The following is a 14,461-nucleotide window of genomic DNA, read 5'->3' as shown; positions in this document are numbered from 1 at the left end:
GGGCGGCGGTTGTCGCGGCGCTTAAAGACCGGCTGGGGCCGGCCGCGTGTCGGCGGTGCGGGTGGAGTCGTGGTCGACCAGCGGCTGCAGCGCCGGGGCGAGGCTTTTCAGCAGCTGGGCGGGCAGGGCGCTGGTGAACCGGTAGTCGTCGGCCTCCGGCCCCTGGACGAAGGCGGTCATGGTGCCGAAGAAACGGTCGCCGATGTAGAAGACGAAGGTGGCGGTGCGGGCCACCGCCTTCGATTCCAGCAGCACGCCGCCCGGACCCCAGCGTTCAAGCCGGTGGTCGCCGGTGCCGGTCTTGCCGCCCATCGGGATCGCGGCGCCGGAGGGATCCTTGAAGGAGCCCCAGACCCGCTTGGCGGTGCCGTTCTGCGCCACGTCCATCAGGGCGCGGCGCAGGGTGGCGCAGACCTCCGGATGCAGCACGCGCTCGCCCTTCAGCGGCCCCAGCCCCAGCTTCGTCTCGTAAGGCGTGCCGGCGGCGAAATGCAGCGAGCGGATGCGCACGGTGGGCTGGCGCACCCCGTCGTTCAGGATCAGCCCCATCAGCTCCGCCAGCGCCGCCGGGCGGTCGGCCGAACTGCCGATGGAGGTCGCCAGCGACGGCACCAGCGTGTCGAAGGGATAGCCGACGCTGCGCCACTGGGCGGTGATGCGCTTGAACGCCTCCTCCTCCAGCCCGATGCGGATGCGGGTGTTCTGGGCGGCCATGCCCTTCTTGAACAGCCAGCGGTAGCTTTCCTGGCGCTGGTCGGCGCTGGCGGCCAGGATCTCGGCCCGCGTCGCGTTCGGATTGTTCTGGAGATGGGCGACCAGCCACAGCTCCAGCGGATGGACGCGGGCGAGATAGCCGAGGTCGTTCAGCGGAAAGCGGTCCGGCCCGTATTTGGCGTAGAGCGCCGACAGCTCGCCATCGGACAGCGCCTTGTCCGGCAGCCGGGCGCGCAGGAAGGCGGAAAACTCGGCAAGCCCGGCCTTGGGCCGCACGGTGCGGAAGACCACCGCCAGCCGGTAGGGCACCGGCCGCGAGCGGGTCGCCAGCCGGGCCAGCGCCTCGTCCGGCGTGCGCTTGCGGTAGTCGTTGTAGAAGCGGTTGAGGAAGTCCGACCCCTCGCGGTCGGCGAAGCGGGCCAGATAGGCCTGACGGGCGGGGTGATCGGGCGTGCGCAGGATCTCGGCGCCGTCGTCGGCCCCCTCGTCCATGTAAAACTGGACGATGTCGCGCATCAGCCGGATGAAGGGCAGGTTGACGCTGCTGCGCAAGGCTTCCTGTATGGTCAGGATGCGGCCGTTGTCGTCCTTGTTGAAGTTGACGAAGCTGTGCTGGCCGCCGCCGGTGAAGAACACCTCGCCCGGGCTGGCGGAATAGCGGCGCTCCATCGCCGCATCCAGCATGGCCGGCAGGCGCCGGTTGGGCGCGGTCGTCAGCCAGGAGGCCGCCCAGCGCGTCAGGTTGTCCGACGCCTCGTCCTGCACGTCGGCCAGGAATTCCTTGGGCAGATGGGCGTAGCGGCTGTGCAGCTCCGCCACGATCTGCAGATATGTCACCAGCGTGCGCAGCTTGGCGGTGGAGCCGAGGTCGAGCTTGGCGCCTTCGTTGATGTCCAGCGGCTGGTCGAGGTTGTCGGCCTGGACGCGCAGGTAATTGGCCTCGGGGCCGCGCTCGTACAAGGTGATCGAATAGACCAGCTTGGACAGGTCGTTGTTGCGGGCGTCCAGCAGCCGCTCGCCGGTCAGCCCCAGCGTGCGGGCGTATTCGGGCTCGTTCAGCTTGCCAAGCACCTCGACCACGCGGGCCTGGGTTTCCGCATCCAGTGTCGATTGCGCCGTCAGGTCGAGCCGGTCGAGCTGATAGAGGCTCTGCACCCCCAGCATGCCGAGAAGTCGGGCGCGGACGGCGTTGGTCGCCTTCTGTTCGATGAAGGAGGTGGCGGGGGGCGACGGCGCTTCCTCGCGGAAGGCCAGCCGGATGGCGAGCGCGGCGTCGCGCAGCGCCGGGTCGATGACGCCGGCCTGGGCCAGCGCCCGCAGATGGGCGTCGGCCAGACGGTCGAGCGCCACGCGGTCTTGGATCAGGTAATAGGACGGCCGCCGCTGGGCCAGCAGCAGCGCCAGAACCTGCTTGTAGGCCAGCGCCTTCAGACGCAGGGCGCGCGGCTCGGCAGCGGGCTCGGCCAGCACGCGCTTGGCGATCGACAGGTCGGTGCCGAACCAGGCCCACAGCCCGTCGCCCAGCCCGTTCACCTCGCCGAAGCCCTGCCGCGCTGTCAGCGGGGTGGAGTTCAGGTAGTCGACCAGGACGCGCCGCCGCGCCTCGGTGGTGTCCTCGCCGTCGCGATAGGCGCGGACGCTGGCCGACGCCATCTGGCGCAGCTTCTCCACGCTGCCGGTGGTCTGGCCGTCCGGCGAATGGCGGTACTTCTCGATCTGGGTGGCGAGCGTCGATCCGCCGGGGGAGCGCTGGCCCGGCCGGATCATCTGGAGCGGCAGCATCGCCACGGCGGCGCCGAAGCGGTCCCATTCCACCGCCGGGTTGCGGCGCGGCTCGTCCTCGTTCAGAAGCTCGCGGTTCTCGATGAACAGCAGGGTGTCGGCGACCAGCGCCGGCACATCCTCGAAGCCCTCGAATACCCGCTCGGGGAAGCGCGCGGCGTACATCGGCACGCCGTTGCGGTCGAGCAGGGTCAGGCCGGCCTGGGTCTTTTCCCGGTAGATCGGAAAGCCGCCGCCGGCCATGAAGCGGTCGAGCGCCGGGGACAGCACCGCCTGCTGCTCCACCGCGTAGATGTCGCGGGTCAGCGTGTCGAGATAGCCGGGCAGGGCGGTGTAGCCGAGGCGTTCGTTATAGGGGCCGTGGGCGGGATGGCGCGCTGCCGGATTGGGGCCTTCGCGCAAGGACACGGTCATCGACTGGGCGACGCCGGACAGCAGCCGCGCCTGGAGCCGCGACGTTTCCATCTCGCGCCAGCCGGCATAGCCGGCCGCGGCCACGGTGGTCGTCAAGGCGACCCCGATCACCGCCCGCCGCGCCCAGCGCCCCGCCTGCACCCACGCCTTTGCCATACCGGATGCGTGTCCCCTGTCGCCCGACCCACATGATCGGTGTAGGCCGGAACGGTAGGGGATTCATGGTTAACGGGGGTTTAAAGTGGTGCCTCTTACCCCTCCAGCAACGCCTTTGCGCGCGCGGCCAGCTCGGCCAGCGGGACCTCGACCTGTTCGCCCTTGACCAGATGCTTCAGGGTCGCGGTGCCGCGGGCCTTCTCGTCGGAGCCCATCAGCAGGACGACGGGAATGCCGGCGCGGTCGGCGTATTTCATCTGCTTGGCGATCTTGCCGCCGTCCAGCTGGATTTCCGTGTTGATGCCGGCGGCGCGCAGCTCGCTCGCCATGCGGAAATAATCGGCGGACAGGGCGGGGTCCATCTGCGTCACCAGCACCTGGGCGGTGGGGGCGGCGTCCTTGATCAGGCCGGCTTCCATCAACTGGTAGAACAGCCGGGTGGCGCCGATGGAGATGCCGACGCCCGGCAGCTTCGATTTGGTATAATGGCTGGCGAGATTCTCGTAGCGCCCGCCCGAGCAGACCGAACCGATGCCGGGATGGTCGTTCAGGAAGGTCTCGTAGACGGTGCCGGTGTAGTAATCCAGACCGCGCGCGATGGCGAGGTTGATGCGGACCGTGCCCTCCGGCACCTGGAAGGCGTTCAGCCCCTCGATGACGGTGGTCAGCTCGCCGACGCCCTCGCGGAAGATGGCGTTCTCGATGTCGAGCGCGCCGAGCGCCGCCAGAGTCTCGGCGTTGGTGCCCTTCATGTCGATCAGCGACAGGATGGTGTCGGCGGCATGCTCCGTCACGCCGAGGCCGAGCAGGCTGTCGCGCACCTTGTCGCGGCCGATCTTGTCCAGCTTGTCGATCTCGCGCAGCACCAGCACGCGGGTGTCGGCGTGGGCGACGCCCAGACCGTCGAGCAGGCCCAGCAGGATCTTGCGGTTGTTCACGTTGATGGTGAAGCCGCCGAAGTTCAGCTCGGTGAAGACATGGTGGATGACCGCCGGGATTTCGGCGTCGTAATGGGCGGACAGGCTGTCCTTGCCGATCACGTCGATGTCGCACTGGTAGAATTCGCGGAAGCGCCCGCGCTGCGCCCGCTCGCCGCGATAGACCCGCTGGATCTGGTAGCGGCGGAAGGGGAAGGCGAGGTCGCGTTCATGCTCCGCCACATAGCGGGCGAGCGGCACCGTCAGGTCGAAGCGCAGCGCCAGCTCCGGCTTGTTGCCCTGCTGGATGGCGCCGGTCGACTGGACGAAATAGACCTGCTTCTCCGTCTCGCCACCCGACTTGGTCAGCAGCGTGTCCACCGTCTCGAACACCGGGGTTTCGACGGGGACGAAGCCGAACCGCTCATAGCCGCGGCGGATGGTGTCCAGCATGCGCTGGAAGGCCACCTGCTGGCGCGGCAGCAGCTCCATCGTTCCGGGCGGGGTGCGGGGCGTGATCAGGCTCATCGGAGAAGGTCCGCGCTTGGATAGGAAAAGCGTGCGTTTTCTAGCCCCTTTCGCCGGCCCCGTCACCTGCGCCCGGAAACGCGGGGGAAATTTTTCGGAGGACACGAAAATTTTTCGGAAGGGCGTGGAATGAACGGCAGCGGGGCCGCGTTCATCTAAGCACGATCCCGCAGCGCGGATCGCTCACCGAAATGGAGAAACCAAATGTCCGGCACCGTCTTTGGGTCGCGTATCCGTTCGTCCGTTTCGACCTTTGCGTTCGTCGCCCTGATGGCGACAGCCCCCGTGCTGAGCGCGGGTGCCGCAACGGTCGTCCCGGCCGCTCCGGCCGCGCCCGCTCCCGCCGCGACGACCGACTCCACGACGACGACCCCTGCGCCGGCTGCGAAGGCCGAGCAGAAGGGCGTCACCAAGAGCGAGGCCACCAAGAGCGAGGCCACCAAGAGCGAAAATACCAAGACCGACGCGACCAAGGCCGACGCCGGCAAGACCAAGCATGAGCAGGTCGCGGCCACCCCGAAGGCCGAGGTGACCAAGGCCCAGGCCGACGCCGTCGCCAAGGAGCTGGGCGCCAAGCCCTCCGACCAGTTGTCGGTCCAGCTCGGCAAGTATCACGAGCAGATGCTGGCCGCCCATGCGCTGAAGGACACCGCCGCCCGCGACAAGGCGGTGGCCGAGGCGCGGCAGCAGCTCGCCTCCATCGGCGGCAAGCCGGTGACCGCCGAGCAGGCCGCGAAGATCGATGGCATCCTGGGGGTGAAGACCTCGACCAACATCCAGTAACGCCTCTGCAGGACGGCTCCCCACCCGCCAACGCCGGCCGGCGGGTGGGGACCGCTCCCCCGGGAACCGCCTCTGTTGAGATGCGGCGGCGATGGCGATAGAACGTCGTCCAATCCTTCACCGCCCCCTCGACACCAGTGCCGGGACTTCCGCCATGCCCAACGACCGCCTTGTCATCCGCCGTCCCGACGACTGGCATGTCCACCTGCGCGACGGCGCCATGCTGAAGGCGGTTCTGCCCTTCACCGCCCGCCAGTTCGGCCGCGCCATCGTGATGCCGAACCTGAAGCCGCCGGTGGCGACGGCAGCCGATGCCGTCGCCTACCGCGAGCGCATCCTGGCGGCGCTGCCGGACGGCGTCGCCTTCACCCCGCTGATGACCGCCTATCTGACCGACGGCACCGACGCCGCCGATCTGGCGCAGGGATTCAAGGACGGCGTGTTCGCCGCCGCCAAGCTCTATCCGGCCAACGCCACCACCAACAGCGCCCATGGCGTCACCGACATCGCCCGCATCGCCCCGGTGCTGGAGCGGATGGCGGAAATCGGCATGCCGCTGCTGATCCATGGCGAGGTGACCGACCAGTCGGTCGACATCTTCGACCGCGAGGCGGTGTTCATCGATACCATCCTCGCCCCGCTGCTGGAGCGGCACCCGACCCTGCGCGTGGTTCTGGAACATGTGACGACGGCGGACGCGGTGCAGTTCGTGCGGGCGCATGCCTCAAGCGGCCGGATCGGCGCCACCATCACCGCGCACCATCTGCTGATCAACCGCAGCCATATCTTCCAGGGCGGCATCCGTCCGCACCTGTACTGCCTGCCGATCGCCAAGCGCGAGACGCACCGCGTGGCCCTGGTCGAGGCGGCGATCTCCGGCGAGGGACCGTTCTTCCTCGGCACCGACACCGCACCGCACACCGTGACCGCCAAGGAGGCCGCCTGCGGCTGCGCCGGCTGCTTCACCGCTGCCAATGCGCTGGAGCTTTATGCCGAGGCCTTCGACGAGGCCGGGGCGCTGGACAAGCTGGAGGCCTTCGCCAGCCTGAACGGCCCGCGTTTCTACAACATGCCGGTCAGCGAGGAGCGCGTGGCGCTGGAGCGCCGCCCGTCGGTCGCCCCCGACCTGATCCTGGTCAGCGAGGGCGACGCCGTGCTGCCCTTCCGCAGCGGCGAGACCCTGCGCTGGAGCTTCGCCGGTACGGTCTGAGGCAAGCCCGCGGCGGTCCCGCCCTGTCCGTCAGGCGCGGGGCCGGTCGCGGGCTTCGGCCTGCCGTTCCATCGCCGCCCGCAGCAGGGCGGCGACCCGGAACGGCGCGTGCAGGAACTTGCCGTAGGGCAGCGTCGCGAACAGGCCGAGCACGATGCCGAGATGGACCAGCAGCGCCGGTCCCATCGCCGCCGTATCGCGCAAGCCCAGCAGGGCGAAGCCGCTGGCCGCCGTCAGGAACAGCAGCACCAGCAGCGCGTAGTCGGCACCGGTGACACTCGCCGCCACCGGTCCGGGATCGGCCCGGCGCTTCAGCAGGGCAAGCCCGGTGGTCCCGGCAATCATTCCGGCGCCACCCAGGCTGCCCAGCAGGACCGGCAGGCTGAAAAGCGGATAGGGCGCCTGCCAGCCCAGCAGATGGTCGTACAGCGTGGCGACGCCGGTCGCGGTGAAGCAGAGCGCCACGCCGTAGAACAGCGCATGGTGGCAGCGCCGCCGCGCCTGGGACAGCCCGCCATCACGTCCGTCGCATCCCGCTCCGCCGCCGCCGAGATTGCGCAGGGTGGCGGCGTCGCGCAGTGTCTCCCGCAATACCGGCAGCAGCGGCACATTGGCAGGTGCCGGCCCCATGCTGCGCCAGAAGGCGGCGACGCTGAAGCCGATGGCCAGCAGCGACCACAGCATCGCGATCCCGGCCAATCCGGCCATGATCTCCCACGGCACCACCCGGTAGAAGGCGCCGGGGCCGGCATGCTGCCCGAACAGTGTCTCCGGCGGAACCGCGAGGAAGGCGGCCAGCGAGAGGCCCGCGACCGCCAGCAGGGCGGCGACGACGACCGCTCGCCCTGAATAGCGCAGGCGTCCGCGCAGGACCGGCGGCCAGGCATGGTCGCGGTAGGAATCCTGCCGGACCAAACTGAGGCTCTTCGGCAGGTTGACGGCGAAGGCGTGCGGCGGGGCGTACTGGCAGGCGTGATAGCAGGACCGGCAGCTGTGGCAGAGATTCGCCAGGAAGAGCATGTCTGCCCTCCCGACCTGCCGCCGCGACTTCAGCGCCCGGAACAGGGCGCAATAGCCGTTGCAGTATTGGCAGGCGTTGCAGATCTCCAGCGCCCGCCGCGCCTCCGCCGCGATCCGCTCGGGGCTGTCGTCAGTGCAGGGCATAGGCTGCGGCCTCCCGGCCGGCGATGCGTCCGAACACCGCGCCGATGGACATGGCGCTCCCCGCCAGATAGCCGCGGCCGAGGATGTTAGGCGCCATTATGACGCCCGCCGCGAAGACGCCCTCCATGGCCCGACCATCCTCCCGTAGGACCCGCGCCTGTCCATCGACCCGCACGCCGAGGCAGGTGGAGGTGACGCCGGCCCGCATCGGGTAGGCGCCGAAGGGCGGGACCCGGATCGGTGTGGCCAGCCGCGTCTTCGGCGGCTGGATGGCCATGGCAGAGCCGTCGCCGCCGATGGCGGCGTTGAAGCCTGTCACCGTGGCCTCCAGCGCTGCCGGGTCGATGCCCAACTGAACCGCCAGTTCGCCGATGCCGTCCGCGCGGACCGCCGGGAAGATGGAGGGACGGAAGCGCGTCTCAATGGCCGAGTCGAAGATCGAGAAGGCCACGGCGCCCGGGCAGCGCGCCACGCGATCCCCCCAGGCCGAGAAACGCGTCGGCCCGGTGTGGGAGCCCTCGTCGGCGAAGCGGCGCCCGTCGCGGTCCACCACGATGCCATGGGCGATTCCGTCCAGCCGCGTGACGATGCCGGCGTCGAAGCCGGGCGAGCGGCTGTCCACCGCGACCATGTGGCAGTGGCCGGCTGTGCCCACCGGCTGGGCTCCGTCCTCCAGCAAAGCCTTCAGCATGGCGCCGGTCGCATGGGGCGTGCCGCGGATCACGAAGCGGTCGGCCACGTCGCCCCACCGGTCGCGCAGCCAGCCGCGGTCGGCCTGGAATCCGCCGGAGGCGACGACCACCGCGCGGGTCCGGATCACCCGCATCGCCTTGGGATGGCGGACGGTGACGGAGGGCAGCCCGTCCTTGGCATGAAGCGCGCAGGCCTCGCTGTCGTAATGGATGGTGATGCCCAGCGCTTCGGCGGTGGCGTAGAGCGCATTCACCAGCGCCTTGCCGCCGCCGAGGAAGAATGCGGTCTTGCGGGAGTAGGGCAGGGCGTCGTCGGCACCGCTCTGGAACCGCACGCCGTTCCCGCCCATCCAGTCGACGATCCCGGCGGACTCGGCGATCAGCAGGCGCGCCAGCCCTTCGTCGGCCGCACCGTCCGTCACCGCTTCCAGGTCGGACCAGTAATCCTGTGCCGGGTAACGGCCCTGCAGCCAGGGCGTCGGACCGTCATGCATGACGCGGAAATTGCGGGAATGGCGGGCGTTCCCGCCGCGCAACGCCTTGGGCGCACTCTCCAGCAGGGTGACGGCGGCGCCGGACCGGCGGGCGGAAATGGCGGCGCAGAGCCCTGCGTTCCCGCCCCCGATCACCAGGACGTCGCAATCGCGCGGGGCAGAGGTCATGAATCGGCCATCGGAGGGCGGCTCGCTCCGGGGTGTCCGGAGCGGGCCTGTGAAGCCGATGGCTTTAGTCCCGGCGAATGCCGCCTGGGAAGGGGCGCCACCTCCGACGCCCTGCGACAGATGGCAGCGGCAGGCGGGGCGATGCCGTCAGAACAGCGTGCCCTGCACCGGAGCAACCCGCGGCTTGGCCTTCTTCTCCGGCTTCGGAGCGGGCTCAGCCTTGACCTCTGGCTTCGCCTCCGCCTTGGGCGCGCCGCCGTCGATGGTTGCTGCAACTTTGGCGTCATCGGCGAAGACGATGTTGACCGCCAGACCCGGCGTCGCCTGATCGGCGCGGGTGACGGGACGGCCGTCACGATCCTCGACCAGGGCGAAGCCGCGGGCGAGCACGCCCTTGTAGCTGTAGCTCTCCAGCAGTTGCCCCAGCGACGCCAGCTTGGCCGCCTTGTCGGCGACGCCCTTGGCATAGCTGCGGTCGAGGCGCGGCGTCAGGTCGGCGACGCGGCGGGTGCCCTCATCCAGCTTTACCCGTGCCGGGGTCAGCGACAGCCGGCCGGCGACCCGGTCGAACCGCCCGCCGGCGGTGGTCAGGGCATGGCGCAAGCCTGAGTCGAGCGCCCGGCTCTCCGACGCCAGCTTCTGCCCGGCCTGGGCCAGCTTCTCGCGCGGGTGGCGCAGCTTGGCAGCCAGCTCGCCGACGCGGGTGCGGCGGCGTTCCAGCAGGGCGGAGGCGGCGAGGTTCAGGCGCTCGGCGCGGTCGTCCAGCCGCTGGGCGTGGCCTTCCAGCAGGGCGCGGGGATCGCCGAGGCCGCGGGCCAGCCCCTCCACCCGGTTGCGGCGGTCCTCCACCGCGCGCGACGCGCAGGCCAGCAGGCGGCGTTCGTCGTCCAGGATCTGGGCCAGCAGCTCGCCGCGCACCGGCACCGCCATCTCGGCGGCGGCGGTCGGGGTGGGGGCGCGCAGGTCCGACGCGAAGTCGATCAGGGTGGTGTCGGTCTCGTGCCCGACGGCGGAGATCAGCGGGATGGCACTGGCCGCCGCCGCGCGGACGACATTCTCCTCGTTGAAGGCCATCAGGTCCTCCAGCGAGCCGCCGCCGCGCGCGACGATGATCAGGTCGGGGCGCGGAATGTGCCCCCCCGGCTGGATGCGGTTGAAGCCCTCGATCGCCGCCGTCACCTCGGCCGCCGCGCGCTCGCCCTGGACGGCGACCGGCCACAGCAGGACATGGCGGGGGAAGCGGTCGTTCAGCCGGTGCAGGATGTCGCGGATGACCGCCCCGGTGGGGGAGGTAACGACGCCGATCACGTCGGGCAGGAAGGGGATGCGCTTCTTGCGGGCGGGGTCGAACAGCCCCTCCGCCGTCAGCCGGCGCTTGCGCTCCTCCAGCATCTTCAGCAGCGCGCCCTCGCCGGCCAGTTCCATCGACTCGACGATCAGCTGGTATTGCGAGCGGCCGGGGTAGGTGGTCATCCGCCCGGTGACGATGACCTCCAGCCCTTCCTCCGGCCGCACCGCCAGCTTCGCCATGGTACCGCGCCAGCACACCGCCTCGATCACCGCGGTGTCGTCCTTGAGACGCATGTAGCAGTGGCCGGAACTGTGCTTCTTCGGCTGGCTGATCTCGCCGCGGACGCGGACGAAGCCGAATTCCTCCTCGATGCTGCGCTTCAGCCGGCGGGCGAGGTCGCCGACGGTGAATTCCGGAAGGTTGGAGCCGGGGCGCGGTTCCGGGGCGATCAGGGGTGCGTTTTCGGACGTCATGGCGCTCTTGAGTTGGGGCGCCGCCATGATACAAGGCGCGCAGTTCGCAACAAGGCGGAAGGAGCGCCACCCCATGAAAGTCCTCGTCGTCGGATCGGGCGGTCGTGAGCATGCGCTCTGCTGGGCCATTTCCAATTCGCCGCTGTGCGACGCGCTCTATTGCGCGCCGGGCAATGCCGGCATCGCCGACGTCGCCACGCTGGTCCCCATCGGATCGGAAGACGTGGATGGGCTGGTGCGCTTCGTCCAGGACAACGCCATCGACTTCGTCGTCGTCGGACCGGAAGGCCCGCTGGTGCTGGGGCTGGTCGACCGGCTGACCGCGCTGGGCGTCAAGGCCTTCGGGCCGAGCGCGGCGGCGGCGGAGCTTGAGGGCTCCAAGGGCTTCATGAAGGACATCCTGGCGAAATACGGGGTGCCCACCGCCTTCTACGAGCGCTTCAAGGATCCGGAAGCCGCCAAGGCCTATGTCCGCAAGCATGGCGCCCCCATCGTGGTGAAGGCCGACGGTCTGGCCGCCGGCAAGGGCGTCACCGTCGCCCGCACCGAGCAGGAGGCGTTCGAGGCCATCGACGACGCGCTGGTCGGTGGCCGTTTCGGCGCCGCCGGGGCGGAAGTGGTGGTGGAGGAGTTCCTGGACGGCGAGGAGGTCAGCTTCTTCGCGCTGTGCGACGGCGAGAACGCGCTGCCGTTGGCCTCCGCCCAGGACCACAAGGCGGTCGGCGACGGCGACACCGGCCCCAACACCGGCGGCATGGGCGCCTATTCCCCGGCCCCGGTGCTGACGCCCGACCTGCAGGACCGCGTGATGCGCGAGATCATCCTGCCGACGGTCAAGGGCATGGCGGCGGAAGGCAAGCCCTTCAAGGGCGTTCTGTTCGCCGGCCTGATGATCATGCAGACGCCGGACGGCCCGGTGCCGAAGACGCTGGAGTTCAACGTCCGCTTCGGCGATCCGGAATGCCAGACGCTGATGATGCGGCTGAAGTCCGACGCGCTGGCGGCGCTGGTGGCGGCGGCCGACGGGGTGCTGGACAGCATCGACCTGCGCTGGCACGACCAGACCGCGCTGTGCGTGGTGATGGCGGCGAACGGCTATCCCGGCGACTACGCCAAGAACACCGAGATCCGCGGGCTGGACAAGGCCAGTGCGGTGGACGGCGTGACCGTGTTCCATGCCGGCACCAAGCGCGCCGAGGACGGCCGGGTGCTGTCGGTCGGCGGCCGGGTGCTGGGCGTGACCGCGCTGGCGCCGACTGTGGCCGAGGCGCAGGCGGCGGCCTACAAGGCGGTGGATGCGCTGGACTGGCCGGACGGCTTCTGCCGCCGCGACATCGGCTGGCGAGCGGTGGGGCGGTAAGGTTCTTCGGTTCTGACGAACGGAAAAGGGGCGCAGCGATGCGCCCCTTTTCCGTTACGGTGTGTCCCTTTATCGTTCCGGTATCACGCCCGCAGACGTTCCGATGCGGTGGCGATGTTCTGTGACACCACCTCGATGTCGCGGACCACGCGGGTGACGCTGTGGGCGATCTCCTTGGTCGCCGACTCCTGCTGCGACACGGCGGCGGCGATGGTGGTGGAGATCTGCTGAACGTCGGAGACGATCGAGCCGATGCGGCGGATCGCGTCGACCGCGTGCAGGGCCTCCTGCTGGACCGAGGCGATCTGTGCCGCGATGTCGTCGGCGGCGCTGCCGCTCTGCTGGGCCAGCGACTTCACCTCGTTCGCCACGACGGCGAAGCCGCGGCCCGCCTCGCCGGCGCGGGCGGCTTCGATGGTGGCGTTGAGGGCCAGCAAGTTGGTCTGCGAAGCGATGGAGTTGATCAGCTTGGTGATGGCGCCGATGCGCTCGGCAGAGGTGACGAGCGCCTCGACCGCGGCGTTGGTGCGCGTCGCCTCCTCCGAAGCCTTCAGCGAGGCGCCGGACGCCTCGTTGGCGCGGGTGCTGATGTCGGAGATCGAGGCCGACAACTCCTCCGTCGCGGCGGCGACGGTCTGCGCGTTGGCGGTGGCGCGGTCGGCGGCGGTCCCCACTTCGCTGTCCAGGGTTTCGGCAAGGGTGGTGACGCTGCGGCGCCGTTCGCCGTCCATCTCCGCCTGCCGCAGCTCGGCCTTCTTCTGCCCGTCGATGTCGATCAGCGACCCGCAGGCGCGCAGCGCCAGACCGTTGCCGTCGCGGGCGACGCCGCCAATGGCGCGGAACCAGCGATAGCTGCCGTCCTTCAGCTTCAGGCGGTAATCGACGTCGTAGCCGGTGCGGCCGCTGCGGTCGTTCAGGCAGGCCATGAAGGCGTCGAAGGTCCCCTTGGCATCGTCGGGGTGCAACCGGTCGGCCCAGGAATTGACGCCGTCGGGGAAGCCGATGGTGTCGTCACGGTCGAAACCGGCGAGACGGCGGAACTCCGGCGACCAGTGCCAGCGGCTCTGCGCATGCATCGGATCGCCGTTGTGGAAGATCGCGTCCCACAGCCCGACGCCGGCATGGCGGTCGAGCAGCTTGGCGCGCTCCAGTTCCCGGCGCTCCGCATCGATGTCGATCAGCGAGCCGCAGGCGCGCAGGGCCAAGCCGCTGCCGTCGCGGGCGACGCCGCCGATGGCACGGAACCAGCGATAGCTGCCGTCCTTCACCTTCAGCCGGTAGTTCACGTCATAGCCGGTGCGGCCGCTGCGGTCGTTCAGGCAGGCCATGAACGCGTCGAAGGTCGGCTTGGCATCATCCGGATGCAGCCGGTCGGCCCAGGAGCCGACCTTGTCGGGGAAGCCGGCCTTGTCGTCATGACCGAAGCCGACGAGGCGGCGGAATTCCGGCGACCAGTGCCACTGGCTCTGCGCGTGCATCGGATCGCCCTTGTGGATCACCGCATCCCACAGCCCGACGCCCGCATGGCGGCCCAGCAGGGCCAACTCTTCGGCCGCCTGATTGTCCTGCGGCTTGCGGAACGACAACATTCGTAACTCCTGATGGCTGGAAGCGGTTAACCCATCATGCGCATATATTCGCTAAACAAACACTTAACAGAATATATCGTTTTTACACGAACAGCGGCGCCGGTTGCTGAGGCCGGAAGAAGTTCGCCCGGCTTTCTTGCGACGTGGATTTGGGCGTGCGAAGTTGATTGGGAGCAATTCTATTGCCGGGCTTCGATAACAATAATGCGCGTCGCACCCGTCGAATCCTGGTGACCGCTTACCGCCGCTGCCTGAAGAAGTCCCGCAGCAGCGCGCCCGCCCGCGTCTCGCCGATACCGCTGTAGACCTCCGGCGCGTGGTGGCAGGTTGATTGAGTGAAGAAGCGCGGGCCGTGATCCACCGCGCCGCCCTTCGGATCGTAGGCGCCGTAATAGACCCGCCGGATTCGGGCGAAGCTGATCGCCGCGGCGCACAGCGCGCAGGGCTCCAGCGTCACGTACAGGTCGCAGCCGGGCAGGCGGGGCTGGCCGCGCCGTGCGCAGGCTTCGCGGATCGCCAGCAGTTCGGCATGGGCCGACGGGTCGCACAGCTCCTCCGTCCGGTTGCCGGCGGTGGCGAGGACGGCGCCCGTCGCGGGATCGACGACGACGGCGCCGACCGGCACCTCCCCGCGCGCGGCGGCGGCCTCGGCGGCGGCGAAGGCGAGGTCCATATAGCTGGAAGACGGCATGGCCGGGCAGGGTGCCAACCGCCCGCCGGGCACGT

General features: G+C 69.6%; 10 protein-coding genes. 3 read left to right on the top strand and 7 right to left on the bottom strand.

Annotated features, from left to right (window positions below; all coding sequences use genetic code 11):
- Nucleotides 1–21: 21 nt before the first annotated feature.
- The gene (locus FZ983_RS02430) at nucleotides 22–3,066 is read right to left on the bottom strand and encodes a transglycosylase domain-containing protein (protein WP_149222019.1); all 3,045 of its coding nucleotides are present in this window, start codon (nucleotides 3,064–3,066) and stop codon (nucleotides 22–24) included.
- 95 nt (nucleotides 3,067–3,161) lie between these two features.
- Nucleotides 3,162–4,511, bottom strand: coding sequence for a histidine--tRNA ligase (gene hisS, locus FZ983_RS02425; protein ID WP_149222018.1), 1,350 nt, complete (start codon nucleotides 4,509–4,511; stop codon nucleotides 3,162–3,164).
- 204 nt (nucleotides 4,512–4,715) lie between these two features.
- Between hisS and FZ983_RS02420 the strand changes: the two genes are divergently transcribed.
- Nucleotides 4,716–5,294, top strand: a complete 579-nt coding sequence (locus FZ983_RS02420; RefSeq protein ID WP_149222017.1) for a hypothetical protein — start codon at nucleotides 4,716–4,718, stop codon at nucleotides 5,292–5,294.
- 154 nt (nucleotides 5,295–5,448) lie between these two features.
- Nucleotides 5,449–6,504, top strand: coding sequence for a dihydroorotase (gene pyrC, locus FZ983_RS02415; protein ID WP_149222016.1), 1,056 nt, complete (start codon nucleotides 5,449–5,451; stop codon nucleotides 6,502–6,504).
- A gap of 30 nt (nucleotides 6,505–6,534) precedes the next feature.
- Here the strand turns inward: pyrC and tcuB are convergent, their stop codons facing one another.
- The 3 genes from tcuB to xseA form a co-directional block, all read right to left on the bottom strand.
- Nucleotides 6,535–7,668 (bottom strand): tricarballylate utilization 4Fe-4S protein TcuB, encoded by a 1,134-nt coding sequence (gene tcuB, locus FZ983_RS02410; RefSeq protein ID WP_149222015.1) that lies wholly within the window; start codon nucleotides 7,666–7,668, stop codon nucleotides 6,535–6,537.
- A complete protein-coding gene (tcuA, locus tag FZ983_RS02405) occupies nucleotides 7,655–9,022 on the bottom strand; it encodes an FAD-dependent tricarballylate dehydrogenase TcuA (protein WP_149222014.1) in 1,368 nt (455 codons plus the stop codon). The genes tcuB and tcuA overlap by 14 nt, the downstream gene beginning before the upstream one ends.
- A 147-nt stretch (nucleotides 9,023–9,169) precedes the next feature.
- On the bottom strand, nucleotides 9,170–10,786 hold the full coding sequence (gene xseA / locus FZ983_RS02400) for an exodeoxyribonuclease VII large subunit (protein WP_149222013.1): 1,617 nt from the start codon (nucleotides 10,784–10,786) through the stop codon (nucleotides 9,170–9,172).
- Nucleotides 10,787–10,859: 73 nt separating this feature from the next.
- Here xseA and purD point away from each other — a divergent pair, with 73 nt between their 5' ends.
- On the top strand, nucleotides 10,860–12,146 hold the full coding sequence (purD, locus tag FZ983_RS02395; protein ID WP_149222012.1) for a phosphoribosylamine--glycine ligase: 1,287 nt from the start codon (nucleotides 10,860–10,862) through the stop codon (nucleotides 12,144–12,146).
- Between the two features lie 83 nt (nucleotides 12,147–12,229).
- On the opposite strand, the gene FZ983_RS02390 is transcribed toward purD, so the two are convergent.
- Nucleotides 12,230–13,735: a PAS domain-containing protein gene (locus FZ983_RS02390; protein WP_149222011.1), complete on the bottom strand. Its 1,506-nt coding sequence runs from the start codon at nucleotides 13,733–13,735 to the stop codon at nucleotides 12,230–12,232.
- A gap of 238 nt (nucleotides 13,736–13,973) precedes the next feature.
- Nucleotides 13,974–14,426, bottom strand: coding sequence for a nucleoside deaminase (locus FZ983_RS02385; RefSeq protein ID WP_149222010.1), 453 nt, complete (start codon nucleotides 14,424–14,426; stop codon nucleotides 13,974–13,976).
- Nucleotides 14,427–14,461: the final 35 nt, after the last annotated feature.

The organism is Azospirillum sp. B21 (assembly GCF_008364825.1).
Lineage (GTDB): Bacteria > Pseudomonadota > Alphaproteobacteria > Azospirillales > Azospirillaceae > Azospirillum.
The sequence above is the reverse complement of the archived record's forward strand: the minus strand, read 5'-3'. Positions and strand labels throughout refer to the sequence as shown.

Excerpts from the sequence above, each read along its gene's own strand:
- tcuB (WP_149222015.1), bottom strand. The coding sequence starts at position 7,668 with ATGCCCTGCACTGACGACAGCCCCGAGCGGATCGCGGCGGAGGCGCGG.
- FZ983_RS02430 (WP_149222019.1), bottom strand. The coding sequence starts at position 3,066 with ATGGCAAAGGCGTGGGTGCAGGCGGGGCGCTGGGCGCGGCGGGCGGTG.
- tcuA (WP_149222014.1), bottom strand. The coding sequence starts at position 9,022 with ATGACCTCTGCCCCGCGCGATTGCGACGTCCTGGTGATCGGGGGCGGG.
- FZ983_RS02420 (WP_149222017.1), top strand. The coding sequence starts at position 4,716 with ATGTCCGGCACCGTCTTTGGGTCGCGTATCCGTTCGTCCGTTTCGACC.
- hisS (WP_149222018.1), bottom strand. The coding sequence starts at position 4,511 with ATGAGCCTGATCACGCCCCGCACCCCGCCCGGAACGATGGAGCTGCTG.
- FZ983_RS02385 (WP_149222010.1), bottom strand. The coding sequence starts at position 14,426 with ATGCCGTCTTCCAGCTATATGGACCTCGCCTTCGCCGCCGCCGAGGCC.
- FZ983_RS02390 (WP_149222011.1), bottom strand. The coding sequence starts at position 13,735 with ATGTTGTCGTTCCGCAAGCCGCAGGACAATCAGGCGGCCGAAGAGTTG.
- purD (WP_149222012.1), top strand. The coding sequence starts at position 10,860 with ATGAAAGTCCTCGTCGTCGGATCGGGCGGTCGTGAGCATGCGCTCTGC.
- xseA (WP_149222013.1), bottom strand. The coding sequence starts at position 10,786 with ATGACGTCCGAAAACGCACCCCTGATCGCCCCGGAACCGCGCCCCGGC.
- pyrC (WP_149222016.1), top strand. The coding sequence starts at position 5,449 with ATGCCCAACGACCGCCTTGTCATCCGCCGTCCCGACGACTGGCATGTC.